A 20,582-nucleotide genomic window follows, 5' to 3' on the forward strand; every position below is an offset into this window, starting at 1 on the left:
GTGACAGGAAAACGTTAGCACTCGCTGCGCGAAAAAATATTCAACTTTTCGTGAAGTTTGCCACAGCAGAAAATAATCAGAGGATAATTACCTCAAGGGAAACCTGCTGCTGCCACTGCGCAACCTGCTTTTTTCGCGCGGCGGTAAGTTTACCGCTGGTAACCAGCAGCCATTTGCGATCCGGAAAAATTTCCGGGGCCAGCGCGGCAGGGGGAACCGGCAGTATGTCGATGCGGTGGCCCTGGCCGGTGCGCGTCAGGGCTTCAAGCCAGATCTCACACGGGTCGTTCAGATGCCAGCCGCTGATGAGGATGTTATCGCCCGGCGCTTTTTTATCGCCCTCAAGGCAAAACGAGGTGTAGGCGATGAGGATGCCGTCGAGGATCTCACGCAGCGTCATGGCGGCGGCGACGTTGGCCGATATCTGGCTGCGCAACGGACGCAGCACGTTAGTGACCAGCTCTGGCCTTGGGTATTCGCGTCCGGCGTCGTAAATCATCTGACGCAGGGATTCAATTTTCCCCTCCTGCAACTTTTGCAGCATGGCCTGTTGCAGGGTTTGCCAGTTATTGGCGCGGCGCGGCACAGGGCGTTCCAGCAGTGATTTTACCTGGCCGATGGGTACGCCTTTTTTAACCCAGTCGAGGATTTTCAGCGCCTGCTGAACGTCCTCATCGCTGTACAGGCGGTGACCGCCGTCCGTACGCTCGGGTTTGAGTAATCCATAGCGTCGCTGCCACGCCCGCAGCGTGGTGGCGGTGATGCCGCTGAGTCTGGCGAATTCGCCGATGGAGTAAGCCATGTCTGCATCCGAAGAGAAGGAGTAGTCTCAATATACTACGAATATTCCCCGACGGGATGAAGCGCCGCACGGGTGCGCTACACTTAACGTCCAACCGCGTAAATGAAAGGAGTTCTCATGAGGCTATGGCCTGTCGTTACCGGTGTCGCCATTGCGCTGACGCTGGTTGCCTGTAAATCTCCCACGCCGCCGAAAGGCGTGCAGCCCATTACCGGCTTTGATGCCAGCCGCTATCTCGGCAAATGGTATGAAGTCGCCCGACTGGAAAATCGCTTCGAGCGCGGTCTGGAACAGGTGACCGCGACGTACGGCAAGCGCAGCGATGGCGGTATCAGCGTACTGAATCGTGGCTATGATCCGGTGAAGAACAAGTGGAATGAGAGCGAAGGAAAGGCGTACTTTACCGGCGAACCGACTACGGCTGCGCTGAAGGTATCGTTCTTCGGCCCGTTCTACGGCGGCTATAACGTGATCAAGCTGGACGATAAGTACCAGTACGCGCTGGTCAGCGGCCCGAACCGCGACTACCTGTGGATTTTATCGCGCACCCCGACCATTCCGGAGGCGGTAAAACAGGACTACCTGAATACCGCACGCGATCTGGGCTTCCGGGTCGATCAGCTGGTGTGGGTTAAACACTGACCTACTGATACGAAAACGTAATGCTCGCCAGGGCGTTAGCCGAGCCGGGGACCAGCTCTCCGGTTCGGATGTACTGCGCCTGGAACGGCAGCGACAGCGTTTGTGCTGCGCTGGTGGTCTGGATGAAAAACTGTCCCGTCGTGCCTGCGGCCGAGCTGTCTGGCCCCATCATCAGCGGCCCGGTACCGTTATAGAAAAACTGCACGCCAATGCCGGAGGCCGTGGAGTCCCCGGTCAGCGTCACGACCGACGAGGTATTTGACGGCGTGGTCTGATCGGTCATTACTGCGTTAACCGCCACGTTCTCATCGCAGGTCAGGCTGACGTTAAACGCCTCCGATGGCGAGGTGCTGCCTACGCTGGGTAGCGTGTGAACATCAATGGTGCCCAGGTCGACGTTGGCGCTTTTCGTGCCTACCGTGCAGCCGCTTGCCGTCACCGTGATGGTGGTCGGGTTGATGATCACCTGTGCGGTTTTCACTTCGTTGTTATAGGCCGTCAGGATCGCCGCATTAATGGTGGGGGTCTGGTATACGCCGGATTTCAGCGGAACGCCGGTCTTGATAAACGTCACTTTTGCCGACCAGCCCAGTGTGGAGGCGTAACCGTTAGTCCCGTCGGCCGGATAACTCTGCGTAATGCCCGTCTGCATCGGGACATAGGTGGTGCCATTATAATCTTTAAGCCCAAGAATGAAGCCGATGCCGGGCACGCCCGTTTCAAATACCATGTAATTTGCACCATCAAGAATAACCGTGATGCCGGTGGCCGTTACGCTGCTGCTCGGCTCCAGCGTCCCTTTGGAGCAGGTAAATACCAGGCCGCACCAGAACACTTCCGAGACGCTCGCAGTGGCGCTCCATTCAGAGCCGATCGTCTTTCCGGGCACGATGGAGTCTGCCGGGCCGGACCAGGACATGGGCGTGGGTGAAAGTGTGATATCCGATGTCCAGGAGAGGGCAAGTGCCTGAGACGTCATGAAAAACAGGCCTAAAAACAGTAAACGCATTATTGATACTCCGTCGTCCAGGTCGCCACTGCCGAAACGTCTCCGGCATTGACCGGCGCACCCGTGGCGGCCAGTCGCGCATAGAAGGTCATTTTTACGCTGTCATCCCCCGCCGCGCCGTAAGCAGTGGTTTGGGTGTCCAGCGGGATAAGTACGCTGTCTTTATCCAGAATCTGCACCGCCACGCCGGTCGCGCCGCCGTCAGCGACTTTCAGAAGCTGCGGGTTCTCGTCATCCGGCGTACCGCTGAAGCGGATTTTCACGCCAGCAAAGGTAGGGCCGCACGCTTCAAGGGTGAGCGTGAAGGGCGTTTTGATATTGCTGACTGCCCCCGCCTCGCTAAATTGCTTCACGCCGAGGGTGCCCAGCGGCACGTTTTGCTCCTTCGAATCTTCCGAGACAATACAGGTATTGCCGATCACGTTGCCGGTCACGGAAACCAGCACGTCATAGCCGTGTACGGGGACGGTGATGAACATCAGCAGGATCAGGGGGAGAAACCGGACGGTTACTGACATATGACCTCCTGGGAATACAGCCCGGTGCGGGCCTGATAATTTTTCGGGTTCAACGCATAGCGGATCGTGCAGCGCTGGGCGCTGTCGCGTCCCCATACGGCATGCAATGTTCCCTTCGCTGACAGGCCGGTCAGATACACGCTGCCGCCATCGCCGACGATACCGCTGGCGTTGTCATCCTCTGACGAGACCAGCGTGCCGAAGGGGAGCACGTCTTTAGCGTGACGCACAATAAACATCGCTTTTGCCCCCTGACGCGTGGTGAGGGTGGCGCGAACCAGTGCCCCGTCGGTGGGGATTTTATTGGCGATGGCGTTCTCAAGCTCCACGTCATTGCCCACGGTGGTGACATCCAGCGCAACCTGATTAACGCGATACGGCGTGGCGTACGGGATCACCGCATAGCCCAGGCTGTCGGTTTTGATGCCCCTGTGGTTGAGCACGGCGACATGGCTGGCGCCCGGGGCTTTCACCAGGATATTGGTGTTCCCGAGCGGCTGGCTCAGCGTCAGGCCATCCTCATGCAGCACCGCGCCGCCGCTCATCCCGTAGCTGAGGTTGCGGGAGTCACCGGCGTAGCTGTAGCCCAGGTTATAGTCTCCCCACGCGCCCTCGTATTGCAGCGCGGCATCGCCGCCGTAGTGCTGCTGCGCGCTGTAGCGCTGGTTGACGCTATAGAAAAGATTCTCCTGTCCTGGCAGATAACCACTGACACCGGTACTCGCGGTGGTGCCAGCGGGATCCGCATGGGTAGCGGTAAAACGGAGACGGGTCGACAGCGCCGGGTTACCCAGCGGCACCGACAGGGACAACGCAAGGATATTGTCTTTCTTGTTGTCGTACAGGCTAGAGCTACGCTGGGCGCTGATGCCAAGCGACAGATTACGAAACGTTGCGTTCCACGCGAACTGCAAACTTTGCGTGGTTTTTGACGTATTCCAGTAGGTTTGTTGATCCCACGACAGCGACAGCGCGCCGTATTCGCCCATCGGCTGCGACAACAGCAGCTGATTTTTTGCCTTACGCGACATATGCAGGTTGTAAACCGTGTCGTAGCGGGTGGTGACGGTGCCATCGTCTTCTACGGTCTGTTCTGGCGCTCCGCCCGCCATGCCTTTGTAAGTGGTATCGCTGAGGGTATAAAACCCTGCCGTTGAGTAACGCAGCGAGAAGAAATTGACCCGCGTACCGATATCGTTCAGCAGCTTGCTGTACCGCAGGCGCACCGAATCCCCGGTGTAGTGCTGATTATCAGCCAGCTGGCTGCGGGCATGGGTGAAGTCGAGGGAGTAGGCGCCAAAGCGGCCGAGATTCTGCCCGATACCGAAGGCCAGGCCGTTGTAGCGATCGGAAAACTGCGCCCCGCCATAAAACGTGAGGCCGTATCGCCAGCCCAGGAACAGCTCGCCCTGCGCGAAGGAGGGCGAGATCTGATTGCCCGCAGGGCGGTATTTCCCGGCCCCCAGAGCATATTTCACCTGACCGTTACGCACCAGATTCGGCACGCTGGCAAAGGGCAGGGTGTATTGCGTCTGGCTGCCGTCGCTCTCCTGAATGGTGACCGCGAGATCGCCGCCGGAAGAGGTCGGATAGAGATCTTTCAGCACAAACGCCCCCGGCGGAACCGAGGTTTGATAGATAACGTTACCGTTCTGGCGAACCGTCACCGTGGCATTGCTGCGCGCGATGCCGCGCACTTCAGGCGCGTAACCGCTCAGGCTGGCGGGCAACATATTGTCATCGGTCTTCAGGGCAATCCCACGCAGGCCAACGGCGTCAAACACCTGCGATGAGGTGAACGTTTCACCGGCATAAACCTGGGCACGCAGGGCGCGGATATCCCGCTGTAGCCAGGTCTGGACGTGGGTGAGCTCGTTACTCTCTTTGGTCCACGTGGTGAAATCACGCAGCCGCCATGCGCCCAGGTTGGCGCCGCTGTTCAGGCTCACAAACAGCTGTTGTTCCCGCGTGCGCGTCTCGCCCCGGTAGTCATTATTCGCGCCATTGACCACATAGTTCAGCCACGCGGCAGGGATGCCGGATTCCCAGCTCTCCGGGCTGACGTACCCGCGCGGCAGAGCGCGCATCGCGCTTTGCGGTACGGTGAAGTTGAGGGTAAGCGTCCTCTGGTCAAAATCAAACCGGGTATCGGCGAACGACCGGGTTAAAAAAATGCAGCGCTGCGCAGGCGACAGCTCACCCCCTTTCGCCTGACGGCTGTCGATGCCAAGTGCGGCGAATTGCGCAGGCGTAAGGCACGGCAGGGCTTCACCGGCGGTGTTTTCAGCGGCGCGAAACGTGACGTTACCTGTGAACGCGAACTGGGTGTTGATATACACGTTAAGATTGTACTCGCCCGGCGGCAACGCGCTCCCGGCGTTGACCCAGGCGAGATCGGCACTGTTGGCGCGCTCGCCGTTGAGAAACGCAGGATTAAAGTGCAGCTCGCTTTCGGCAGCCACGGCTTGCCGAATCACCAGGGCGATCGCCGTGGCGCACAGGATTTTAATTTTCATGTGGTCACGCCTTACTGTTTTTATTATTGGGACAATGACGTGCGGGTGACGGGCGTCCAGGCCCCATAATCGTTAATCGTCTGGTAGCTCATGCTGCTCGCATGGCTGAAGGTGTCTGCCAGCGTCACGCTGGTTTTCGGCGGCACCATGACGGGCGACACCGGCCTGCCATCAATTTTCAGGTTAATGGTGGTGAGGTAATACGGCGTTGGGTTGGTCAGCGTGACCTTGCCCGCGCGGTAGGCGCCGGCAAGGTTTTTCCATGCCTCTCCTGCGCCTTCCCGAAGCGACTCAGGGCGATAAAAGACCTTGATGCGGTTGGCAGAGGCGAATTGCAGCGAATTGCCGGAACCGTTTTTAACCTGCTGTGGGATAGCTTTGACCGTCATCCAGTACAGCGTTTCGCGATCGGCTGGCAGTGCGTTGCCGCTGAACATGATTTTCACCGCGCTTTCGCTGGCGGGCTTCATGACGTACAACGGCGGCGTGATGACGAAGTCGTTGGTACGGCTCCCTTTCTCGTCTTCCATCCATGACTGGATCAGGAACGTGGCATCAGGGTGGGTATTTCTTACCTGCATCATCGTCTGCGTCGTCGCGCCTGCGTAGACCAGCCGCGTTGCACCCAACCCCACGCCGCCTGCATACACGGCGGATGAACATAACGTGCCAGCCAGACAAATCCATGTGTTTACGCGCATTGTGCGTCTCCTGAAAGCTGAGTCAGACCCGGCCAGCAGACCGGGCCTGAAGATTACGAATAGGTCACGGTGTAGGTTGCGACCGCGCTGGCATCACCCGCCGTGGCGTTGCCCAGTGGGGAGTAATATTTCGCGCTGAAGTTCAGGGTGTTCGCCCCCGCACGCAGGGGGATCGCTGCTGCCGGCTCACCCAGCCTGACGACGTTGCCCTGTTCATCATAAAGACGGATAGCGACATGCTGCGCCGAGCCCGCGCCGCCGTTTACTCCCGCGGCCAGGCTATTCACATCGGTACTGTCCGGCGTACCGGTGAAGGTGATAGCCACGGTCGTTGCGGCAATGGGGTTATCTTCCGTGGACGCGGAGGTATCGGCGATTTCGCAATCCTCCAGCGTGATGGAGAAGGCTTTTGCGGTACTGGCTTCACTGCCTGCGGCAGCCAGCGTGGCGGTACGCACTTCACCCATGTCGACGTCGATATTCGCGCTACCGGCGCTGATGGCACAGGCGGAGGTCACCACTTTACCGCTAAAGTTAACCGTGCCGCCGCTGGTGGTGGCGGCCAGTGCTGAGCCCGCTGGCAGCAGGGCGGCAATGCTTAATGCCAGCAGAGATTGGCAAGTAAGGCGTGCTTTCATTTCATGGTTCCTTGGTTTTTTTATTACGAGATTTGCTCTGAAAGCGGCAGGTCTAACTGGTTAAAAAGACCAGCAAATCTGTCTTATTCCTGAGCCCGAGTTTTCTTATCGCTGAGCTTTTTAAAGCGCTCACGCGGCGATAAGAAAGTTTCTCCAGTTCTGCGATGTAACGTATATCCAGTCCGTTCCTGAGTTCCTTTAATACCCTCCTTTCTCCAGGCGTCAGCGATAACGCCGCTGGCTGCTTTTGGGGCCGATAATGGCTATCGACCATTTTTGCTAGCTTTATCCGCCACTGATAAACCGTGTTCTGTAGCGAGATATAGGCATCAATATCTTCCCTGGCCCATAACAGGGAATGGGCAGAGGTTGAGTACAGGCAGATAATCACCTCTGGATGCGTGGCTTTGATTTTTTTTAAATATTTCAGTGAGCCATACCCTGTATGGTATTTCTCTGCGCCGGATATAAATAAGATATCGATACGAATCGACGACAGCGCCTTATCCAGTTCCTGATAACCTCCTTCTATGATAATGATGTGAAGGTCGTCGCGGATGCTGCGTAATAACGTTTTAATGCCGTTTCTTGCATAATGATCGCCGCCCATCAATGCAACAGTAATATGCTGTGTTATTTGGTTATTGTTCGTCATGTTATTCCTCGATTTATAATAGTAATCAGGCGAATTATTTATAAGGGTATCGCCAGTATTCTCGAAGCAATGACGTATTGCATAGTGTAGGCCTACTATACGTCGGCCAATAAAGAGGTAATCTGAATTAATCTAAAATTGTATTAATTACTGAGATCGAGACCGGTTACGACGCTTCCCTCTGATTGGTCTTATTCCGCTTCGCTTTCTGTAAATTATGATAGCCGCTATTTTTAATGAAAATTTAGCTTTGATAAATGTTTTGTAAGGAGTTTGTCGTCTGGTGTCAGTGCGGGTGTGAAGTTGCTGACGGGGAATAACAATTTACGAATGTTATCATCGATAAAAACTGATAGAGAGGTGGGTGAAAAGCATACAAAAACCATGTAACTTATTGATATTTGTCAGGTTGAGAAAACTTAAGGCTTAAGAGTACTGAATATTTCAGACACGCATGTCCGTGGCGTACAATGTTTTTTTATGTAGATATTTGTCAATGTCAAGAGGCGAGGAGTGCGCCAAAAGGAGAGGCTCTGATAAAAGAGATGCTGTCGATAGTCAGATACTTCTGTGGAGCGGAAATTAACTTCACAAAACATCATAATGAGGATGATCGCGGATGAATCGGCTCTGCAAGCCGCATTCTACAAGGCTTTAGTTCTTATGCAGGTTCAGTGAAGCTTAAGGGATGAAATATAAATTAAGATTTTTCGCCAATGGCGAAGATATACAGCATGCCGTTAATCAGTCACATTAATCCCGACGCGAATGTCATCACATACATGCGGTGACTCAGGTTCAACATCTGTTAACCGGAGAATTCATACTGCCCCTATGCATAAGCATTACATTATAAATGATATCGTCGAATTTCATCCTGCGGCCAGCACGTTACGTGATATCAACAATCCTGACCGTGTGGTTGTGTTAAATTCGCCAGCAGGCCGATGCCTGTTGTTATTAATCGACAGAGCGGGGTCGATTGTCACTCAGCAAGAGTTCCTTGATATTGTCTGGCAAAGCCGCGGCATGCTTGTCTCCTCCAATACCTATTACCAGAACATCTCCATTCTGCGCAAAGGGCTCAAAAAGATTGGTTTTGAAACTGACCCTATCGTTACCATTCCCCGTATTGGGCTGACGCTGGCAAGCGACACGCAAATAACCGTCAGAGAGTCTTCGCCTGTCGCGCCTCAACCCGCAGAGGGACAATGTGTGGAGGCGCCAGCGATCGAGGAGGTATCAACATCTTCCGCGCCAGCAACGCCCGTTGCCAGGAAGCCCACACGCTGGCTGGCTGTCGTCATGGGGCTATTGGTCATCCTGGCCGGGGCAGGCGTGACGGGATATATGAACGCCAGGGAAAACCGTTTTGTTGAGGATTACCGTTTTGCGGCATCCGTCGGGGCCTGTCGCGTTTATCTTGCGAACGACATTCAGACTCACGCTGAACGCGCTTCCGCGCTGACCTATGTAGAACAATTCAAGGCTGAATGCGCGCAATATCCCTGGGTTTACATCAGCTGGTACGCCCTGCTTCCTCGTGCGTCGGTTATTCGCTGCGACCGGCCAATGAAAGAACCGAACCGCTGTATATCTGATTATTTCCTGAAGGATAGCTAGCATGACTCGTTTTCGGCAGATGCTGTATGTCATCGTGACGGGCCTCGTCACGGCAGGCGTGCTGACGGGCTATTACCTGTGGCACCGATCTTACGTTCAGCCTTTTTCATGCCAGGCTAATCTGGTACAGCACCATCCGGATGAGACGCTGACGGTCTGGCTGAATTACACCTTCGACGGGAAATTCGGCACCCTGAGCATGAATGGCCGGGCAAAGAGCGATCCGGGTAAAACCATCGACAGGAAAATTTCCTTTCGGGTGGAGAGAAAAGATCGCCTCTATTTGCTGACGTCAGAAAAAAATATGACGTTCCCGGACGATAATGTCGAAGACAGCTGGCTGGAAAAATATGAACCGCAATTTTTTGTCTATCCGGGCAAGAGTATTTATATGCGTATCAATGAACAACATAATGGTAACTATATCTTTACGTTAGGAACATTGCCGACATATGTGTGTCGTGGTTCAAAAAAAGAATGATGTAAACGAGAAAAATATTATATTTTCCTCCCGTCTCATTTATGCTTGATTTAAAATATCAGGATTATCTTAGAAATATAAAGTGCGACAGATCATGTTGCGATAATGTAATTAATTTTAAATTTGGCAAGTAAATGAAAAGTGTATTTGACTCCTCCGATGGGGGGAAATCAGTACCGGAAAAGTGTCTGCATATTGGGTTGATATTATGGCCCCGTTATTCACTCCTGGCCGTCTCCGGGTTGCTGGAGGCGCTGCGTTATGCAGCGAAAGCTCAGGATAAATTAGCATTTAAAATCAGCCTGATAAGTGAATTCCCTGATATCCCGATTATCAGCAATGCGGGGATTATCATGAGGCCGGATTCTCCCCATGGGCCGCCGGACAGTTTTAACTACCTTGCTGTTATCGGCGGTGAATTGCAGTATCTGGACTTAGGGTATCAGGGGGATAAAGCGTATCTGGCACATGCCCACCATGCCGGGGTTCCGCTCATTGGCATTGGCACCGGCAGTTTTGTCCTCGCACAGGAAGGATTGCTGAATGAACGACGAGCGTCCATCCATCCTTTCCACCTTGATGCATTTCGGCAGGCTTTCCCGCTGGTTTATGCTGAGCAAGGGTATGATTTCATCGACGATGGTGATGTGCTGACCTGCCCGGGCGGTATTTCCACCCTGACGCTGGCAACTGAGCTTATCCGCGCCCATGCCGGGGATGATATCGCCAGCACCACCTGTCAGCGTTTGTCGCTCGTTCCGCATGAAATTGCCACCCCGCGTCCGGCTAATTTTGCGCTTATCCCTGACTCGCGGTTGCGCCGCGCCGTCATGCTGATTGAACAGTTCCTGACCCGGCCGCTCACTACCGCCGGGCTTGCGCGAGAAGTGGCATTGAGTGAACGCCAGCTCAACCGTCTGTTCCACGCAGAATTCGGCAAAACGGCCCGCGAATTTATCCGCAGCGCCAGACTGCGCTATGCTTGCTGGCTGCTGAAGAACTCGCAGCAAAGCGTGACGGATATTGCGCAGCGGATGGGATTCAGCGACTGCGCGCACTTTATTCGTCATTTTCAGACGGAGTATGGTTGTACGCCTGGGGTATGGCGCACGTCGCAGAATTAATTTTCTGAGGTGGATGTAAAATGCGGCTTATATAGTTGCGCCATCAACTACAGATACAATCGCGCTAGAGATGAAACGCAACCTGCTTGCCAGTGGGTAGTTCCACGTTAATGCTAAGTTTTCCGCCCATCGCTTCGATGTAACGCTTAAGCGTAGCAATCTTCAGATCGTTTCCACGCTGCTCCAGCTGTGTTACCGCAGGTTGACTTACGCCCATAAGATCGGCGACATGTTTTTGCGAAAGCTGGAGCTCTTCACGCAGAAGTTGCAGACCGGTTTCGAGGAACATTTCCTCTGCCATCTCCTGAATGCGCTGTTGGCTTTCCGGTGAGCGTGACGCAATCACTTCATTTAAGGTTTTCACTTGGCTGCCTCCAGGCTTGTCAGATGAAGGGTGAATTCGGCATCTGCAATGCGAATCAGTTTTTCATAAAAGGTTTTGTCATTACGCTTATCCCCCGCGCAAAGCACAATGGCCTGACGTACAGGATCAAACGCGAAGAACGCACGAACCGGGCGACCCGCATATTGAATACGTAACTCTTTCATATTCTTATACTGTGAGCCCTTAACGGTATCCGCATAGGGACGAGGAAGACGCGGTCCATAATTCTGTAGATTTAACAGGTCTGCCAGTACCTTTTCCTGCAACCCATCTTCCTTTTCAAGCAACCATTGCTCGAATACCTTACTAAACAGTACCGTCTACATGCTTTCGTCCATGATAAGCTGTAGCTTATAAAAAGAATATAAGCTGTAGTTGATAAATGCAATGGCTGTCAGTGGCAGCCAGGGCGTGAGTGGCAGGAGTATGACAAAGAAGAGATATCAAACGGATGGTGCAAGTGAGAAACTGCGAGGCGCTTTCCAGCGTTTCTTCGAAATGATCATATAGGGCGGATGATCCGACTGGAAGATTCTTCAGGCACTTGTTATCCATAACAAAGCCATTTACCAGTTATTCCTGGAGCGCCTGATCTGCCCTAACCGAAAGCGAGGAAGCCGGGAAGGCAATAGTGAAATGTGTTGCGATTGTCCTTCTTGCTGAACTTGTAAGTAAGACTTACAAGTTGCTTTTTGTTCAAGCTCACCTTCTTCGTAAATAGCTTTAATATGCTGAGTAATAGCTTGAGGAGTGACCTGGTAAAGAGACGCAATGGCTGCTTGCGACAGCCAGAGTGTTTCATGTTCAAAGCGACATGTGATGCGAACCGTTCCATCATCACTGGCAAACATAACAAATTCGCCTGCCGGGGATTGGATTACGTCTTTATCTGCCATGTCGCCTCCACATCTAATGCACCAGGCAGGTAGTATGCCAGAAACAGCCGCTAAGCCAGGTGGTTTGTATTTGATTTTGCGAGGCGCTTTCCAGCATGTGGAATTTGGATCGCTGCAAGCGCGTCCTCTATCTCAATAAGCTTTGCTTTCGTCCGTTTATAATCGTCCTGCAAACGCTGCTCCTGCTCGTTATACGCCACCAGAACGATGCATCCTTTCATGACCTTTACTGTGACCTGCTGTCCGGTATCAAAACCTGCGGCGCGTAGCCACTTGCCGGAAAGAATGATTCTCGGCGTAGATTTGTCGTAAACATTCGGGCGGTATCCCACAATTAACGAATGCTCGGTTCCGGATTGGTCGGTGTCTGGGGTAGAATGCGAATCAGCCATAATCAACTCCTTGATAGTTGGTGAGGTTAGACGCCCTTTAGTGCTCCAACACTGCTGGGCGTTGCAGAATTCCGAATCCATGTGGTAGGTACCACATGCAGATAAATTAACCGAAGTGGTACCTACCATGCAAGAGAAAAAGAAACCAAATTTTGACCGCACTAAGAGCACGATGAAGAATATTCGGTTCGAGGATGAGCTTTTGGAGCAGATTGAGAAGGCTGCGGGGAAAGGGAACTTTAGTAAGTGGGTCAAAGAGGCTTGTAGGCTTAGGCTTTTGAGTAAGTAGCAATCAAAACTTTTTTGATAGCGGTAAGGAATAATTAAATGATAAGTTTGAAATGCATAGTCCGAACTTATCATTTGTAAACATTATGAAATAAAACTTTATTAATTTATTTTTAACCGAATCTGCTTTTAAATTTTTGCGAACTAACTTTTCGTTGCATTTTACCATTGCAATTAGGACACAAATGTTGTTTCTCTCCATCTATTTTCCATGTGTAGTATTTTCTCTTGAAATAAGTATGGCAGATATCACATTGTCTTGGTTTTAATATGGCAACAAGTATTGCTATTAAAATTACAGCACCTACAATCCATTCCATAACAGCTTCCCTTGAATATTATTTCAAAATAAAGGAAAGGATAACACTCAATACTAAAATCAATAAGTGATCATGTTCACATAAGGGAACTGCAAGGTGGGACGATTTAATGTTGGACGTGTTTTTATTAAAAGAGTGGACATTTTTGGCGGAAGATCACAGGAGTCGAACCTGCCCGGGAACGCTGGCGCCCCCAACTGGATTTGAAGTCCAGCCACCTCACCGGAGATGACGATCTTCCGCGCCTGCATTGCTACATGGAGGCGGGGCGCATTATAGCTACTTTCAGGCATTTACCACATACCCCACACCACTTTTTTCACCTCTCTTTTGACCTGAATCCCCCTGTTTCAGCTAATTCTTAAGAAAATCCTCAGGTTAGCATTTCGTGCTCATCAACTTTTATCCCGATCACAAAAAACAAGAAACGTAATCTCTTAACCAGAAAACGCAATACCCGCTCCTGAAACAATGGTTTAAAACCAATGCAACCGGTCTCAGCGCCCCCTACAGCGTGAAGGATAAAAATATGAGCGAAGTACTGTCAGTAAAAGAGAAGATTGGCTACGGCATGGGAGACGCCGCCAGCCATATCATTTTTGATAACGTCATGCTTTACATGATGTTTTTCTACACCGATATTTTTGGTATTCCCGCCGGGTTTGTCGGCACTATGTTCCTGCTGGCGCGCGCGCTGGATGCGATCTCCGACCCGTGCATGGGGCTGATTGCCGACCGCACCCGCAGCCGCTGGGGCAAGTTCCGTCCGTGGATTTTGTTCGGCGCCATTCCGTTCGGCATCGTCTGCGTGCTGGCCTACACCACGCCGGACCTCAGCCTCAACGGCAAAATGGTTTACGCCGCTATCACCTACACGCTGCTGACCCTGCTTTATACCGTGGTCAACATCCCGTACTGCGCGCTGGGCGGGGTGATCACCAACGACCCGACACAGCGTATCTCCCTTCAGTCCTGGCGCTTTGTGCTGGCGACGGCGGGCGGCATGCTCTCCACGGTGCTGATGATGCCGCTGGTGAACCTGATCGGCGGCGACGATAAGGCGTTCGGCTTCCAGGGCGGGATCGCCGTGCTGTCGGTGGTCGCGTTCCTGATGCTGGCGTTCTGCTTCTTCACCACCAAAGAGCGCATCCAGGTGCCGCCGAGTACTACCTCCATGCGTGAAGATCTGCGTGATATCTGGCAAAACGACCAGTGGCGCATCGTCGGCGTGCTGACCATCCTCAACATTCTCGCCGTTTGCGTGCGCGGCGGCGCGATGATGTACTACTGCACCTGGATCATGGGCTCGCCGGAGGTGTTCGTCGCGTTCCTGACCACCTACTGCGTCGGCAACCTGATTGGCTCGGCGCTGGCGAAACCGCTCACCGACTGGAAGTGCAAGGTCAGCATCTTCTGGTGGACCAACGCCGCGCTGGCGGTGGTCAGCGTGGCGATGTTCTTCGTGCCGATGCATGCCACCGTGCTGATGTTCGGCTTCATCTTCGTTATCGGCGTGCTGCACCAACTGGTGACGCCGATTCAGTGGGTAATGATGTCCGATACCGTCGACTACGGCGAATGGACCAACGGCAAACGTCTGACCGGCATCAGCTTTGCGGGCACGCTGTTCGTGCTGAAGCTCGGCCTGGCGCTGGGCGGGGCGATGATCGGCTGGATGCTGGCAGGCGGCGGCTACGACGCGGCAGCCAAAACCCAGAACAGCGCGACCATCAGCATCATTATCGGTCTGTTTACGCTGGCTCCGGCGATCTGCTACGTGCTGAGCGCCATTATCGCCAAACGCTACTACACGCTGAAAACCCCCTTCCTGACCAAAATCCTGCGCGAGCTGGCGCAGGGCGCGCGCCGCAATCAGCAGGAGTTTGAAAACCTGCCGGTCAGCAAAGAATTGCAGAACTAAGAGGACGTAAGCATGAAAATCAGTGATGGAAACTGGCTTATCCAACCGGGCCTTAACGTGACGTATCCGGTACAGGTGTTCGACGTGGAGCAGCAGGGCAATGACCTGGTGGTGTATGTGGCGCCGCGTGACGTGCGCGAACGCACCTGGCAGCTCGACACGTTGATGTTCACGGTGCGCCTGTTTGCTCCGCAGGAAGGGATTGTCGGGGTGCGCATTGAGCACTTCCAGGGCGCGCTGAACAACGGCCCGCACTATCCGCTGAACGTTCTGAAGGATGTAAAAGTTGAGATTGAAAACAACGCCGAATTTGCCGAGCTGAAAAGCGGCAGCGCCAGCGTGCGCGTCACCAAAGGCGAGTTCTGGGCGCTGGATTTCCTGCGCAACGGCCAACGCATTACCGGCAGCCAGCTGAAAAACAACGGCTACGTGCAGGACAGCAACACCGACCGCAATTACGTGTTCGAGCGGCTGGATCTCGGCGTGGGGGAAACTGTGTATGGCCTGGGCGAGCGCTTTACCGCCCTGGTGCGCAACGGCCAGACGGTCGAAACCTGGAACCGCGACGGGGGCACCAGCACCGAGCAGTCCTACAAAAATATCCCGTTCTACCTGACCAACCGCGGCTACGGCGTGCTGGTGAATCATCCGGAAAACGTCTCGTTTGAAGTCGGCTCTGAAAAAGTCTCCAAAGTGCAGTTCAGCGTGGAAGGGGAGTATCTGGAGTACTTCGTGATCGACGGCCCGACGCCGAAAGAAGTGCTGAACCGCTATACCCGCTTCACCGGCCGTCCGGCGCTGCCGCCTGCGTGGTCGTTCGGCCTGTGGCTGACCACCTCCTTCACCACTAACTACGACGAAGCGACGGTGAACAGCTTTATCGACGGCATGGCCGAGCGCGATCTGCCGCTGCACGTGTTCCACTTCGACTGCTTCTGGATGAAAGCCTTCCAGTGGTGCGACTTCGAGTGGGACCCGGTTACCTTCCCCGATCCGGAAGGGATGATCCGCCGCCTGAAAGAGAAAGGGCTGAAGGTCTGCGTGTGGATCAACCCGTACATCGGCCAGAAATCGCCGATCTTCCGTGAGCTGAAAGAGAAGGGCTACCTGCTCAAGCGCCCGGACGGCTCCCTGTGGCAGTGGGACAAATGGCAGCCGGGGCTGGCGATCTACGACTTCACCAACCCGGACGCGTGCCGGTGGTACGCCGACAAGCTGAAAGGCCTGGTGGAGATCGGCGTCGACTGCTTCAAGACCGACTTCGGCGAGCGTATCCCGACGGACGTCCAGTGGTTTGACGGTTCCGATCCGCAGAAGATGCACAACCATTACGCCTACATCTACAACGAACTGGTGTGGAACGTGCTGAAAGAGACGGTGGGAGAAGAAGAGGCGGTGCTGTTTGCCCGCTCCGCGTCCGTGGGGGCGCAACAGTTCCCGGTACACTGGGGCGGCGACTGCTACGCCAACTATGAATCGATGGCCGAAAGCCTGCGAGGCGGGCTGTCGATTGGCCTGTCCGGCTTCGGGTTCTGGAGCCACGATATCGGCGGGTTCGAAAACACCGCTCCGGCGCACGTCTACAAACGCTGGTGCGCGTTCGGGCTGTTCTCCAGCCACAGCCGCCTGCACGGCAGCAAATCCTACCGCGTGCCGTGGGCGTACGATGATGAGTCCTGCGACGTGGTGCGCCACTTCACCCAGCTGAAATGCCAGCTGATGCCGTACCTGTATCGTCAGGCTGCGCTGGCCCGCGAGTTCGGCACGCCGATGCTGCGGGCGATGATGCTGGAGTTCCCGGACGACCCGGCGTGCGATTACCTTGACCGCCAGTACATGCTGGGGGATTCAATGATGGTGGCGCCGGTGTTCTCCGAGGCGGGCGATGTGCAGTTTTACCTGCCGGAAGGGCGCTGGACGCACCTGTGGCACAACGACGAAATCGAGGGTAGCCGCTGGCATAAGCAGCAGCACGATTTCCAGAGCCTGCCGGTCTATGTGCGCGACAACACGCTGCTGGCGCTCGGCAATAATAACCAGAAGCCGGACTATGCGTGGCATGAGGGGACAGCCTTCCAGCTCTTCAACCTGAGCGATGGCGCAACGGCGGTGAGTGAAGTGCCTGCGGCGGACGGTTCCGTGTTGTTTACGCTGAAGGCGTCACGTCAGGGCGACGTCGTGACCTTTACCGGCACGGGAGATGCGCAAAACTGGTCGGTGTGCTTGCGCAACGTGCAAAAGGTTGGCGGCGTGAAAGGCGGTTCACATGCGGGCAGCGAGTGGGGTGTGGTGGTGAAAGCCGAGGGGGATGAGGTGGTGATCCACCTCTGAGCTGGAAAAATGCCCGGTGGCGCTTTGCTTACCGGGCCTACGGTAATTATGCGGTCTGATGCCCTCACCCACGGGGAGAGGGAACCAAAACCTCGTAGGCCGGGTAAGGCGAAGCCGCCACCCGGCTTTTTACTGTGCCGGAGCCACCGCCGACACCATCCCGCCGGTCATCGTCTGTTGCACCTGCTGTTTATCCATATTCACCGCGCTCAGCTTCCCGTTCACCGTCGGCTTCAGCGGCGCATTCGCCTGCACGCTGCCGCTGGCGGTGAGCTGAATATTGCCGTCGCCCGCAATCGGCAGCGCTGGCCAGCCCCACTGCTGCAAGACGTTGAGTGGTACGCCGCGCCCGTTCAGGCTCACGGTGGTTTGTCGCTGTGGCAGCTGTGACACGGTGGCGGTCGCCTCCAGGATCCCTTTCTCGGTAAAGGCGCTCAGGTCGGTAATGTTTACCGTCGCGGCGTTGGCATTCAGCGCCAGCGACGGGCGTCGCACGTCGACGCGGTTAAAGGTTGCTGCCGCCCCGTTCAGGGTTGCGTTACCGCCCCACACGCCCCACTTGTGGTCTTGCGCCAGACGCAGATTAGCGCCATAACCGTCGAGGGAGGTGATCTGCCATGGGAACGCCGGATCGATGTCGATCACCAGGTTGCGGCTCAGGCCGAATTTTTTCAGCGTCACGCTGTTCAGCCATGCCGGGAGCGGATCCATCCACAGCGTTTTCCAGTTTTCCGGAAGCGTATATTCCAGCCCGGCAATGGCAACGTCGTCCAGCGCTAGCGCGTTCCCGTCGCGCAGCCAGTTGCCGGAGGTGCGCACCATGCCCCCTTCCCAGCGGGAAGTGAACTGACGCAGCGCAATGCCCTGCGGGGAGAATTCCGCATTCAGGATAGGGTCAAAAAGATGCAGCGAGCCGTAGATAAATTCGCTGGCGTTCATGGATAACCGTCCCTCCTGGCTTTGCCAGTCCCCTTTACTCAGGGTGAGGTTACGCAGGCTAAGATCAAGGTCGGTTACCGCCCAGTCTGGCCCCTGTAGACGGGCATCGGTCACTTCCAGCCGCCCAATCTGTAACGAAGGCAGGGTGGAGAGAGGGGCGAAGAAATCCAGCAGCGATTTGTCGCTTTGCAGGCGTATCTCATTCAGACGCAGGATGTCGATAACCCAGCCACCGTCGGCATTACGCAGAGCCGACCCCGTAAGCGAGCCGCGCGCCATATCGGCACCGATGGTATTCAGCACCACCTCTTTGCCGTTGAGTTGTCCCTGAATCAGCACGTTGTTGGCCGGTATGCCGTTGAGCGTGAGCGACCCGGCGCTCATCTGGATTTGCGCATTTTTCCCCAGTACGTTCCCCGCCTCGGGCAGCCACGGGCTGACGCCGCCGGTCACCTTTTGCGCACTGAGATCCCACTCCGTATTCGGGCTGTTAAAGGCCATGTTATTTAGTTGCAGACGGTCGGCCTGGAACGGCAGCGGCGCCGTCTGTGGAGATAAATTCAGCGTGCCATCGAACAGGGTGATGGCGTCCATATGCAGCGGGTCGGTGATCTGGCGGCTGCTTAAGCCAATATCCACTTTTTTAGCGACCAGCGTGGCCGGTTTGCCATCTCGTCCGAAGGTAACGTTTTCCAGAAGGATGTGAGAAGGGGATGAAAAGCGGTGATCCATCAGGTCAAAGTTGAGCTCGTAATCGGTATTCACCGTGATCCAGCTGCTGACCTGCGATGCGCCCCAGCGGGTCTGGAGCAGAAAATAAAAGGCGAGCACTACAATGAGCAGGGCTACCAGAAGATAGATAAGCAGCTTTCCAATAAATTTCATGGTCTTCCTTCCCGCGAAACGCACATAAGGGTGTTATGCACGAATTATGCGCAATGCTCAAGGCGGGAATGGTGTAAAGAGATGTCACGGCAGGCATTGACAGCCTGCCGTGTGGGGATCAGTTCTTTTCAGGCGGGAAAATGAGATTCAGCACGATAGCGGTAATACCGCCCGCGGCGATGCCGGAAGAGAGCAGGTTTTTCACCCAGTCCGGGGCAAACTGCAAAATCATCGGCTGCTGGGAGACGCCAAGTCCTACGGCGAGAGACAGCGCAATAATCATGATTGCGCGGCGGTTCAGCGGCTCGCGGGAGACGATACGCACGCCGGAGGCCGCGATGGTACCGAACATGACCAGCGTCGCGCCGCCCAGGACCGGCTCGGGAATGTGCTGTACAAACCCGCTCACCGCCGGGAACAGGCCGAGGACCACCAGCATCAGCGCCACCACGAAGCCCACGTAGCGGCTGGCCACGCCGGTCAACTGGATCACGCCATTGTTCTGGCCGAAGCAGGAGTTCGGGAATGTGTTGAACACCGCCGAGACAAACGAGTTCAGTCCGTTCGCCAGCACGCCGCCTTTCAGACGTTTCATGTACAGCGGGCCGGAGACCGGCTGCTCGGACACGTCGGAGGTGGCAGTGATATCGCCAATGGTTTCCAGCGAGGTGATCATAAAGACCAGCATCAGCGGCAGGAGCAGACTCCAGTCAATGCCCAGGCCGTAGTAGAGCGGCGTTGGCACGGTAATCAACGCGCTGTTGGTTGAGGTGGTGTTTTCCGGCAGCATGCCCAGCGCCCACGCCAGCAGGTAACCGGCCGCCATGGCGATCACCAGCGAAGCCACGCGCAGGTACGGGTTACGCTGGCGGTTAAGCAGAATAATGATCGCCAGCACCACGCCTGCCAGCAGCAGGTTTTTCGGCGCGCCGAAGGTATGGTCGCTCATTGCCGCGTAGCCGCCCCCGATGGAGGTCAGACCCACCTGAATCAGCGACAGGCCGATAATCATCACCACCACGCCGGAGACCAGCGGGGTGATCACCCGGCGCGCAAGGTGCAGAACGCGGGAGATGATCATCTCTGTGCAGCTTGCCAGCATCAGGGTGCCGAAAAGCGCCGCCATCATCGTCGGGACATCTGCGCCGCCGGTTTTCAGTGCCGTACCGCCCATGATCAGCGGCGCCACAAAGTTAAAGCTGGTGCCCTGAATCGACAGCAACCCCGAACCCACCGGACCCCAGGCTTTAATTTGAATGATGGAGGCTACACCGGAAGCGAACAGAGACATACTGATGATGTGTTGCGTATCCTGCGCCGGTAACCCCAGCGCCTGACAAATCAGCAGAGCCGGCGTGATGACCGCAACGAACATCGCCAGCAGATGCTGGCAGGCGGCAAACAGGGTGTGAGGTAGCGGGGGACGATCTTCAAGGCGGTAAATCAGTTCACTGTTTTGCTTCTGCGCAATCGGTTGCGCATCAGCAGACTCCAGAGTGTTAACAGACATCGGCGG

20 protein-coding genes, 1 tRNA gene and 1 pseudogene are annotated in these 20,582 nt (G+C 55.1%); 7 read left to right on the forward strand and 15 right to left on the reverse strand.

The window, feature by feature from the left end; genetic code table 11:
* Positions 1-76 precede the first annotated feature (76 nt).
* Positions 77-802 carry a MerR family transcriptional regulator gene (locus ACQG2Q_RS00465; RefSeq protein WP_022646597.1) on the reverse strand — a complete coding sequence of 242 codons (726 nt, stop codon included), beginning with the start codon at positions 800-802 and terminating at the stop codon, positions 77-79.
* A 117-nt stretch (positions 803-919) separates the two neighbouring features.
* Here ACQG2Q_RS00465 and ACQG2Q_RS00470 point away from each other — a divergent pair, with 117 nt between their 5' ends.
* Entirely contained in the window at positions 920-1,444 is a 525-nt protein-coding gene (locus ACQG2Q_RS00470) for a lipocalin family protein (protein ID WP_022646598.1), read from the forward strand.
* A 1-nt stretch (position 1,445) separates the two neighbouring features.
* Here ACQG2Q_RS00470 and ACQG2Q_RS00475 read toward each other — a convergent pair whose 3' ends face one another.
* The 6 genes from ACQG2Q_RS00475 to ACQG2Q_RS00500 are packed head-to-tail and all read right to left on the reverse strand — an operon-like array spanning position 1,446 to position 7,481.
* Positions 1,446-2,453 (reverse strand): fimbrial protein, encoded by a 1,008-nt coding sequence (locus ACQG2Q_RS00475; RefSeq protein ID WP_023298999.1) that lies wholly within the window; start codon positions 2,451-2,453, stop codon positions 1,446-1,448.
* The gene (locus ACQG2Q_RS00480) at positions 2,453-2,971 is read right to left on the reverse strand and encodes a fimbrial protein (RefSeq protein ID WP_022646600.1); all 519 of its coding nucleotides are present in this window, start codon (positions 2,969-2,971) and stop codon (positions 2,453-2,455) included. Before ACQG2Q_RS00480 ends, ACQG2Q_RS00475 begins: the two co-directional genes overlap by 1 nt.
* On the reverse strand, positions 2,962-5,487 hold the full coding sequence (locus ACQG2Q_RS00485) for a fimbria/pilus outer membrane usher protein (RefSeq protein ID WP_063849908.1): 2,526 nt from the start codon (positions 5,485-5,487) through the stop codon (positions 2,962-2,964). The genes ACQG2Q_RS00480 and ACQG2Q_RS00485 overlap by 10 nt, the downstream gene beginning before the upstream one ends.
* A 23-nt stretch (positions 5,488-5,510) precedes the next feature.
* On the reverse strand, positions 5,511-6,188 hold the full coding sequence (locus tag ACQG2Q_RS00490) for a fimbrial biogenesis chaperone (protein WP_023299001.1): 678 nt from the start codon (positions 6,186-6,188) through the stop codon (positions 5,511-5,513).
* Positions 6,189-6,241: 53 nt separating this feature from the next.
* Positions 6,242-6,826 carry a fimbrial protein gene (locus tag ACQG2Q_RS00495; protein WP_022646603.1) on the reverse strand — a complete coding sequence of 195 codons (585 nt, stop codon included), beginning with the start codon at positions 6,824-6,826 and terminating at the stop codon, positions 6,242-6,244.
* Positions 6,827-6,878: 52 nt separating this feature from the next.
* On the reverse strand, positions 6,879-7,481 hold the full coding sequence (locus ACQG2Q_RS00500) for a helix-turn-helix domain-containing protein (RefSeq protein WP_022646604.1): 603 nt from the start codon (positions 7,479-7,481) through the stop codon (positions 6,879-6,881).
* An 834-nt stretch (positions 7,482-8,315) separates the two neighbouring features.
* Here ACQG2Q_RS00500 and ACQG2Q_RS00505 point away from each other — a divergent pair.
* The 3 genes from ACQG2Q_RS00505 (at position 8,316) to ACQG2Q_RS00515 (ending at position 10,709) form a co-directional block, all read left to right on the forward strand.
* Positions 8,316-9,104, forward strand: a complete 789-nt coding sequence (locus ACQG2Q_RS00505) for a winged helix-turn-helix domain-containing protein (RefSeq protein ID WP_063849909.1) — start codon at positions 8,316-8,318, stop codon at positions 9,102-9,104.
* A gap of 1 nt (position 9,105) precedes the next feature.
* Positions 9,106-9,585, forward strand: a complete 480-nt coding sequence (locus tag ACQG2Q_RS00510) for a hypothetical protein (protein WP_022646606.1) — start codon at positions 9,106-9,108, stop codon at positions 9,583-9,585.
* A gap of 242 nt (positions 9,586-9,827) precedes the next feature.
* Positions 9,828-10,709, forward strand: a complete 882-nt coding sequence (locus ACQG2Q_RS00515) for a GlxA family transcriptional regulator (RefSeq protein WP_032622044.1) — start codon at positions 9,828-9,830, stop codon at positions 10,707-10,709.
* A gap of 64 nt (positions 10,710-10,773) precedes the next feature.
* Here the strand turns inward: ACQG2Q_RS00515 and ACQG2Q_RS00520 are convergent, their stop codons facing one another.
* The 4 genes and pseudogenes from ACQG2Q_RS00520 to ACQG2Q_RS00535 form a co-directional block, all read right to left on the reverse strand.
* Positions 10,774-11,073 (reverse strand): helix-turn-helix domain-containing protein, encoded by a 300-nt coding sequence (locus ACQG2Q_RS00520; protein ID WP_023299004.1) that lies wholly within the window; start codon positions 11,071-11,073, stop codon positions 10,774-10,776.
* Entirely contained in the window at positions 11,070-11,381 is a 312-nt protein-coding gene (locus tag ACQG2Q_RS00525; RefSeq protein WP_416347039.1) for a type II toxin-antitoxin system RelE/ParE family toxin, read from the reverse strand. The genes ACQG2Q_RS00520 and ACQG2Q_RS00525 overlap by 4 nt, the downstream gene beginning before the upstream one ends.
* Before the next feature lie 193 nt (positions 11,382-11,574).
* Positions 11,575-11,990, reverse strand: a pseudogene (locus ACQG2Q_RS00530) (hydroxyacid dehydrogenase); the annotation flags it as partial.
* 50 nt (positions 11,991-12,040) lie between these two features.
* A complete protein-coding gene (locus ACQG2Q_RS00535) occupies positions 12,041-12,382 on the reverse strand; it encodes a SymE family type I addiction module toxin (protein WP_063150631.1) in 342 nt (113 codons plus the stop codon).
* A 127-nt stretch (positions 12,383-12,509) separates the two neighbouring features.
* Between ACQG2Q_RS00535 and ACQG2Q_RS00540 the strand changes: the two genes are divergently transcribed.
* Positions 12,510-12,671, forward strand: a complete 162-nt coding sequence (locus ACQG2Q_RS00540) for a YlcI/YnfO family protein (protein WP_064720300.1) — start codon at positions 12,510-12,512, stop codon at positions 12,669-12,671.
* Positions 12,672-12,783: 112 nt separating this feature from the next.
* On the opposite strand, the gene ACQG2Q_RS00545 is transcribed toward ACQG2Q_RS00540, so the two are convergent.
* Positions 12,784-12,990, reverse strand: coding sequence for a hypothetical protein (locus ACQG2Q_RS00545; protein WP_071788007.1), 207 nt, complete (start codon positions 12,988-12,990; stop codon positions 12,784-12,786).
* A 146-nt stretch (positions 12,991-13,136) separates the two neighbouring features.
* A tRNA-Sec gene (locus tag ACQG2Q_RS00550) sits at positions 13,137-13,231 on the reverse strand.
* 288 nt (positions 13,232-13,519) lie between these two features.
* Here ACQG2Q_RS00550 and ACQG2Q_RS00555 point away from each other — a divergent pair.
* Both ACQG2Q_RS00555 and yicI read left to right on the forward strand, forming a co-directional pair.
* Positions 13,520-14,911 (forward strand): glycoside-pentoside-hexuronide family transporter, encoded by a 1,392-nt coding sequence (locus ACQG2Q_RS00555; protein WP_015570055.1) that lies wholly within the window; start codon positions 13,520-13,522, stop codon positions 14,909-14,911.
* Between the two features lie 12 nt (positions 14,912-14,923).
* Positions 14,924-17,242 (forward strand): alpha-xylosidase, encoded by a 2,319-nt coding sequence (gene yicI, locus ACQG2Q_RS00560; RefSeq protein WP_063849912.1) that lies wholly within the window; start codon positions 14,924-14,926, stop codon positions 17,240-17,242.
* Positions 17,243-17,371: 129 nt separating this feature from the next.
* Here yicI and ACQG2Q_RS00565 read toward each other — a convergent pair whose 3' ends face one another.
* Both ACQG2Q_RS00565 and ACQG2Q_RS00570 read right to left on the reverse strand, forming a co-directional pair.
* On the reverse strand, positions 17,372-19,066 hold the full coding sequence (locus ACQG2Q_RS00565; protein WP_063849914.1) for an AsmA family protein: 1,695 nt from the start codon (positions 19,064-19,066) through the stop codon (positions 17,372-17,374).
* Positions 19,067-19,184: 118 nt separating this feature from the next.
* On the reverse strand, positions 19,185-20,576 hold the full coding sequence (locus ACQG2Q_RS00570) for a nucleobase:cation symporter-2 family protein (protein ID WP_063849916.1): 1,392 nt from the start codon (positions 20,574-20,576) through the stop codon (positions 19,185-19,187).
* Between the last annotated feature and the right edge of the window lie 6 nt (positions 20,577-20,582).

Origin of the sequence: Enterobacter cloacae complex sp. 370H10 (assembly GCF_050031535.1) — a bacterium.
Lineage (GTDB): Bacteria > Pseudomonadota > Gammaproteobacteria > Enterobacterales > Enterobacteriaceae > Enterobacter > Enterobacter intestinihominis.

Excerpts from the sequence above, each read along its gene's own strand:
- ACQG2Q_RS00555 (WP_015570055.1), top strand. The coding sequence starts at position 13,520 with ATGAGCGAAGTACTGTCAGTAAAAGAGAAGATTGGCTACGGCATGGGA.
- yicI (WP_063849912.1), top strand. The coding sequence starts at position 14,924 with ATGAAAATCAGTGATGGAAACTGGCTTATCCAACCGGGCCTTAACGTG.
- ACQG2Q_RS00480 (WP_022646600.1), bottom strand. The coding sequence starts at position 2,971 with ATGTCAGTAACCGTCCGGTTTCTCCCCCTGATCCTGCTGATGTTCATC.
- ACQG2Q_RS00540 (WP_064720300.1), top strand. The coding sequence starts at position 12,510 with ATGCAAGAGAAAAAGAAACCAAATTTTGACCGCACTAAGAGCACGATG.
- ACQG2Q_RS00465 (WP_022646597.1), bottom strand. The coding sequence starts at position 802 with ATGGCTTACTCCATCGGCGAATTCGCCAGACTCAGCGGCATCACCGCC.
- ACQG2Q_RS00485 (WP_063849908.1), bottom strand. The coding sequence starts at position 5,487 with ATGAAAATTAAAATCCTGTGCGCCACGGCGATCGCCCTGGTGATTCGG.
- ACQG2Q_RS00535 (WP_063150631.1), bottom strand. The coding sequence starts at position 12,382 with ATGGCTGATTCGCATTCTACCCCAGACACCGACCAATCCGGAACCGAG.
- ACQG2Q_RS00545 (WP_071788007.1), bottom strand. The coding sequence starts at position 12,990 with ATGGAATGGATTGTAGGTGCTGTAATTTTAATAGCAATACTTGTTGCC.
- ACQG2Q_RS00500 (WP_022646604.1), bottom strand. The coding sequence starts at position 7,481 with ATGACGAACAATAACCAAATAACACAGCATATTACTGTTGCATTGATG.
- ACQG2Q_RS00510 (WP_022646606.1), top strand. The coding sequence starts at position 9,106 with ATGACTCGTTTTCGGCAGATGCTGTATGTCATCGTGACGGGCCTCGTC.
- ACQG2Q_RS00470 (WP_022646598.1), top strand. The coding sequence starts at position 920 with ATGAGGCTATGGCCTGTCGTTACCGGTGTCGCCATTGCGCTGACGCTG.
- ACQG2Q_RS00570 (WP_063849916.1), bottom strand. The coding sequence starts at position 20,576 with ATGTCTGTTAACACTCTGGAGTCTGCTGATGCGCAACCGATTGCGCAG.
- ACQG2Q_RS00565 (WP_063849914.1), bottom strand. The coding sequence starts at position 19,066 with ATGAAATTTATTGGAAAGCTGCTTATCTATCTTCTGGTAGCCCTGCTC.
- ACQG2Q_RS00475 (WP_023298999.1), bottom strand. The coding sequence starts at position 2,453 with ATGCGTTTACTGTTTTTAGGCCTGTTTTTCATGACGTCTCAGGCACTT.
- ACQG2Q_RS00495 (WP_022646603.1), bottom strand. The coding sequence starts at position 6,826 with ATGAAAGCACGCCTTACTTGCCAATCTCTGCTGGCATTAAGCATTGCC.
- ACQG2Q_RS00490 (WP_023299001.1), bottom strand. The coding sequence starts at position 6,188 with ATGCGCGTAAACACATGGATTTGTCTGGCTGGCACGTTATGTTCATCC.
- ACQG2Q_RS00505 (WP_063849909.1), top strand. The coding sequence starts at position 8,316 with ATGCATAAGCATTACATTATAAATGATATCGTCGAATTTCATCCTGCG.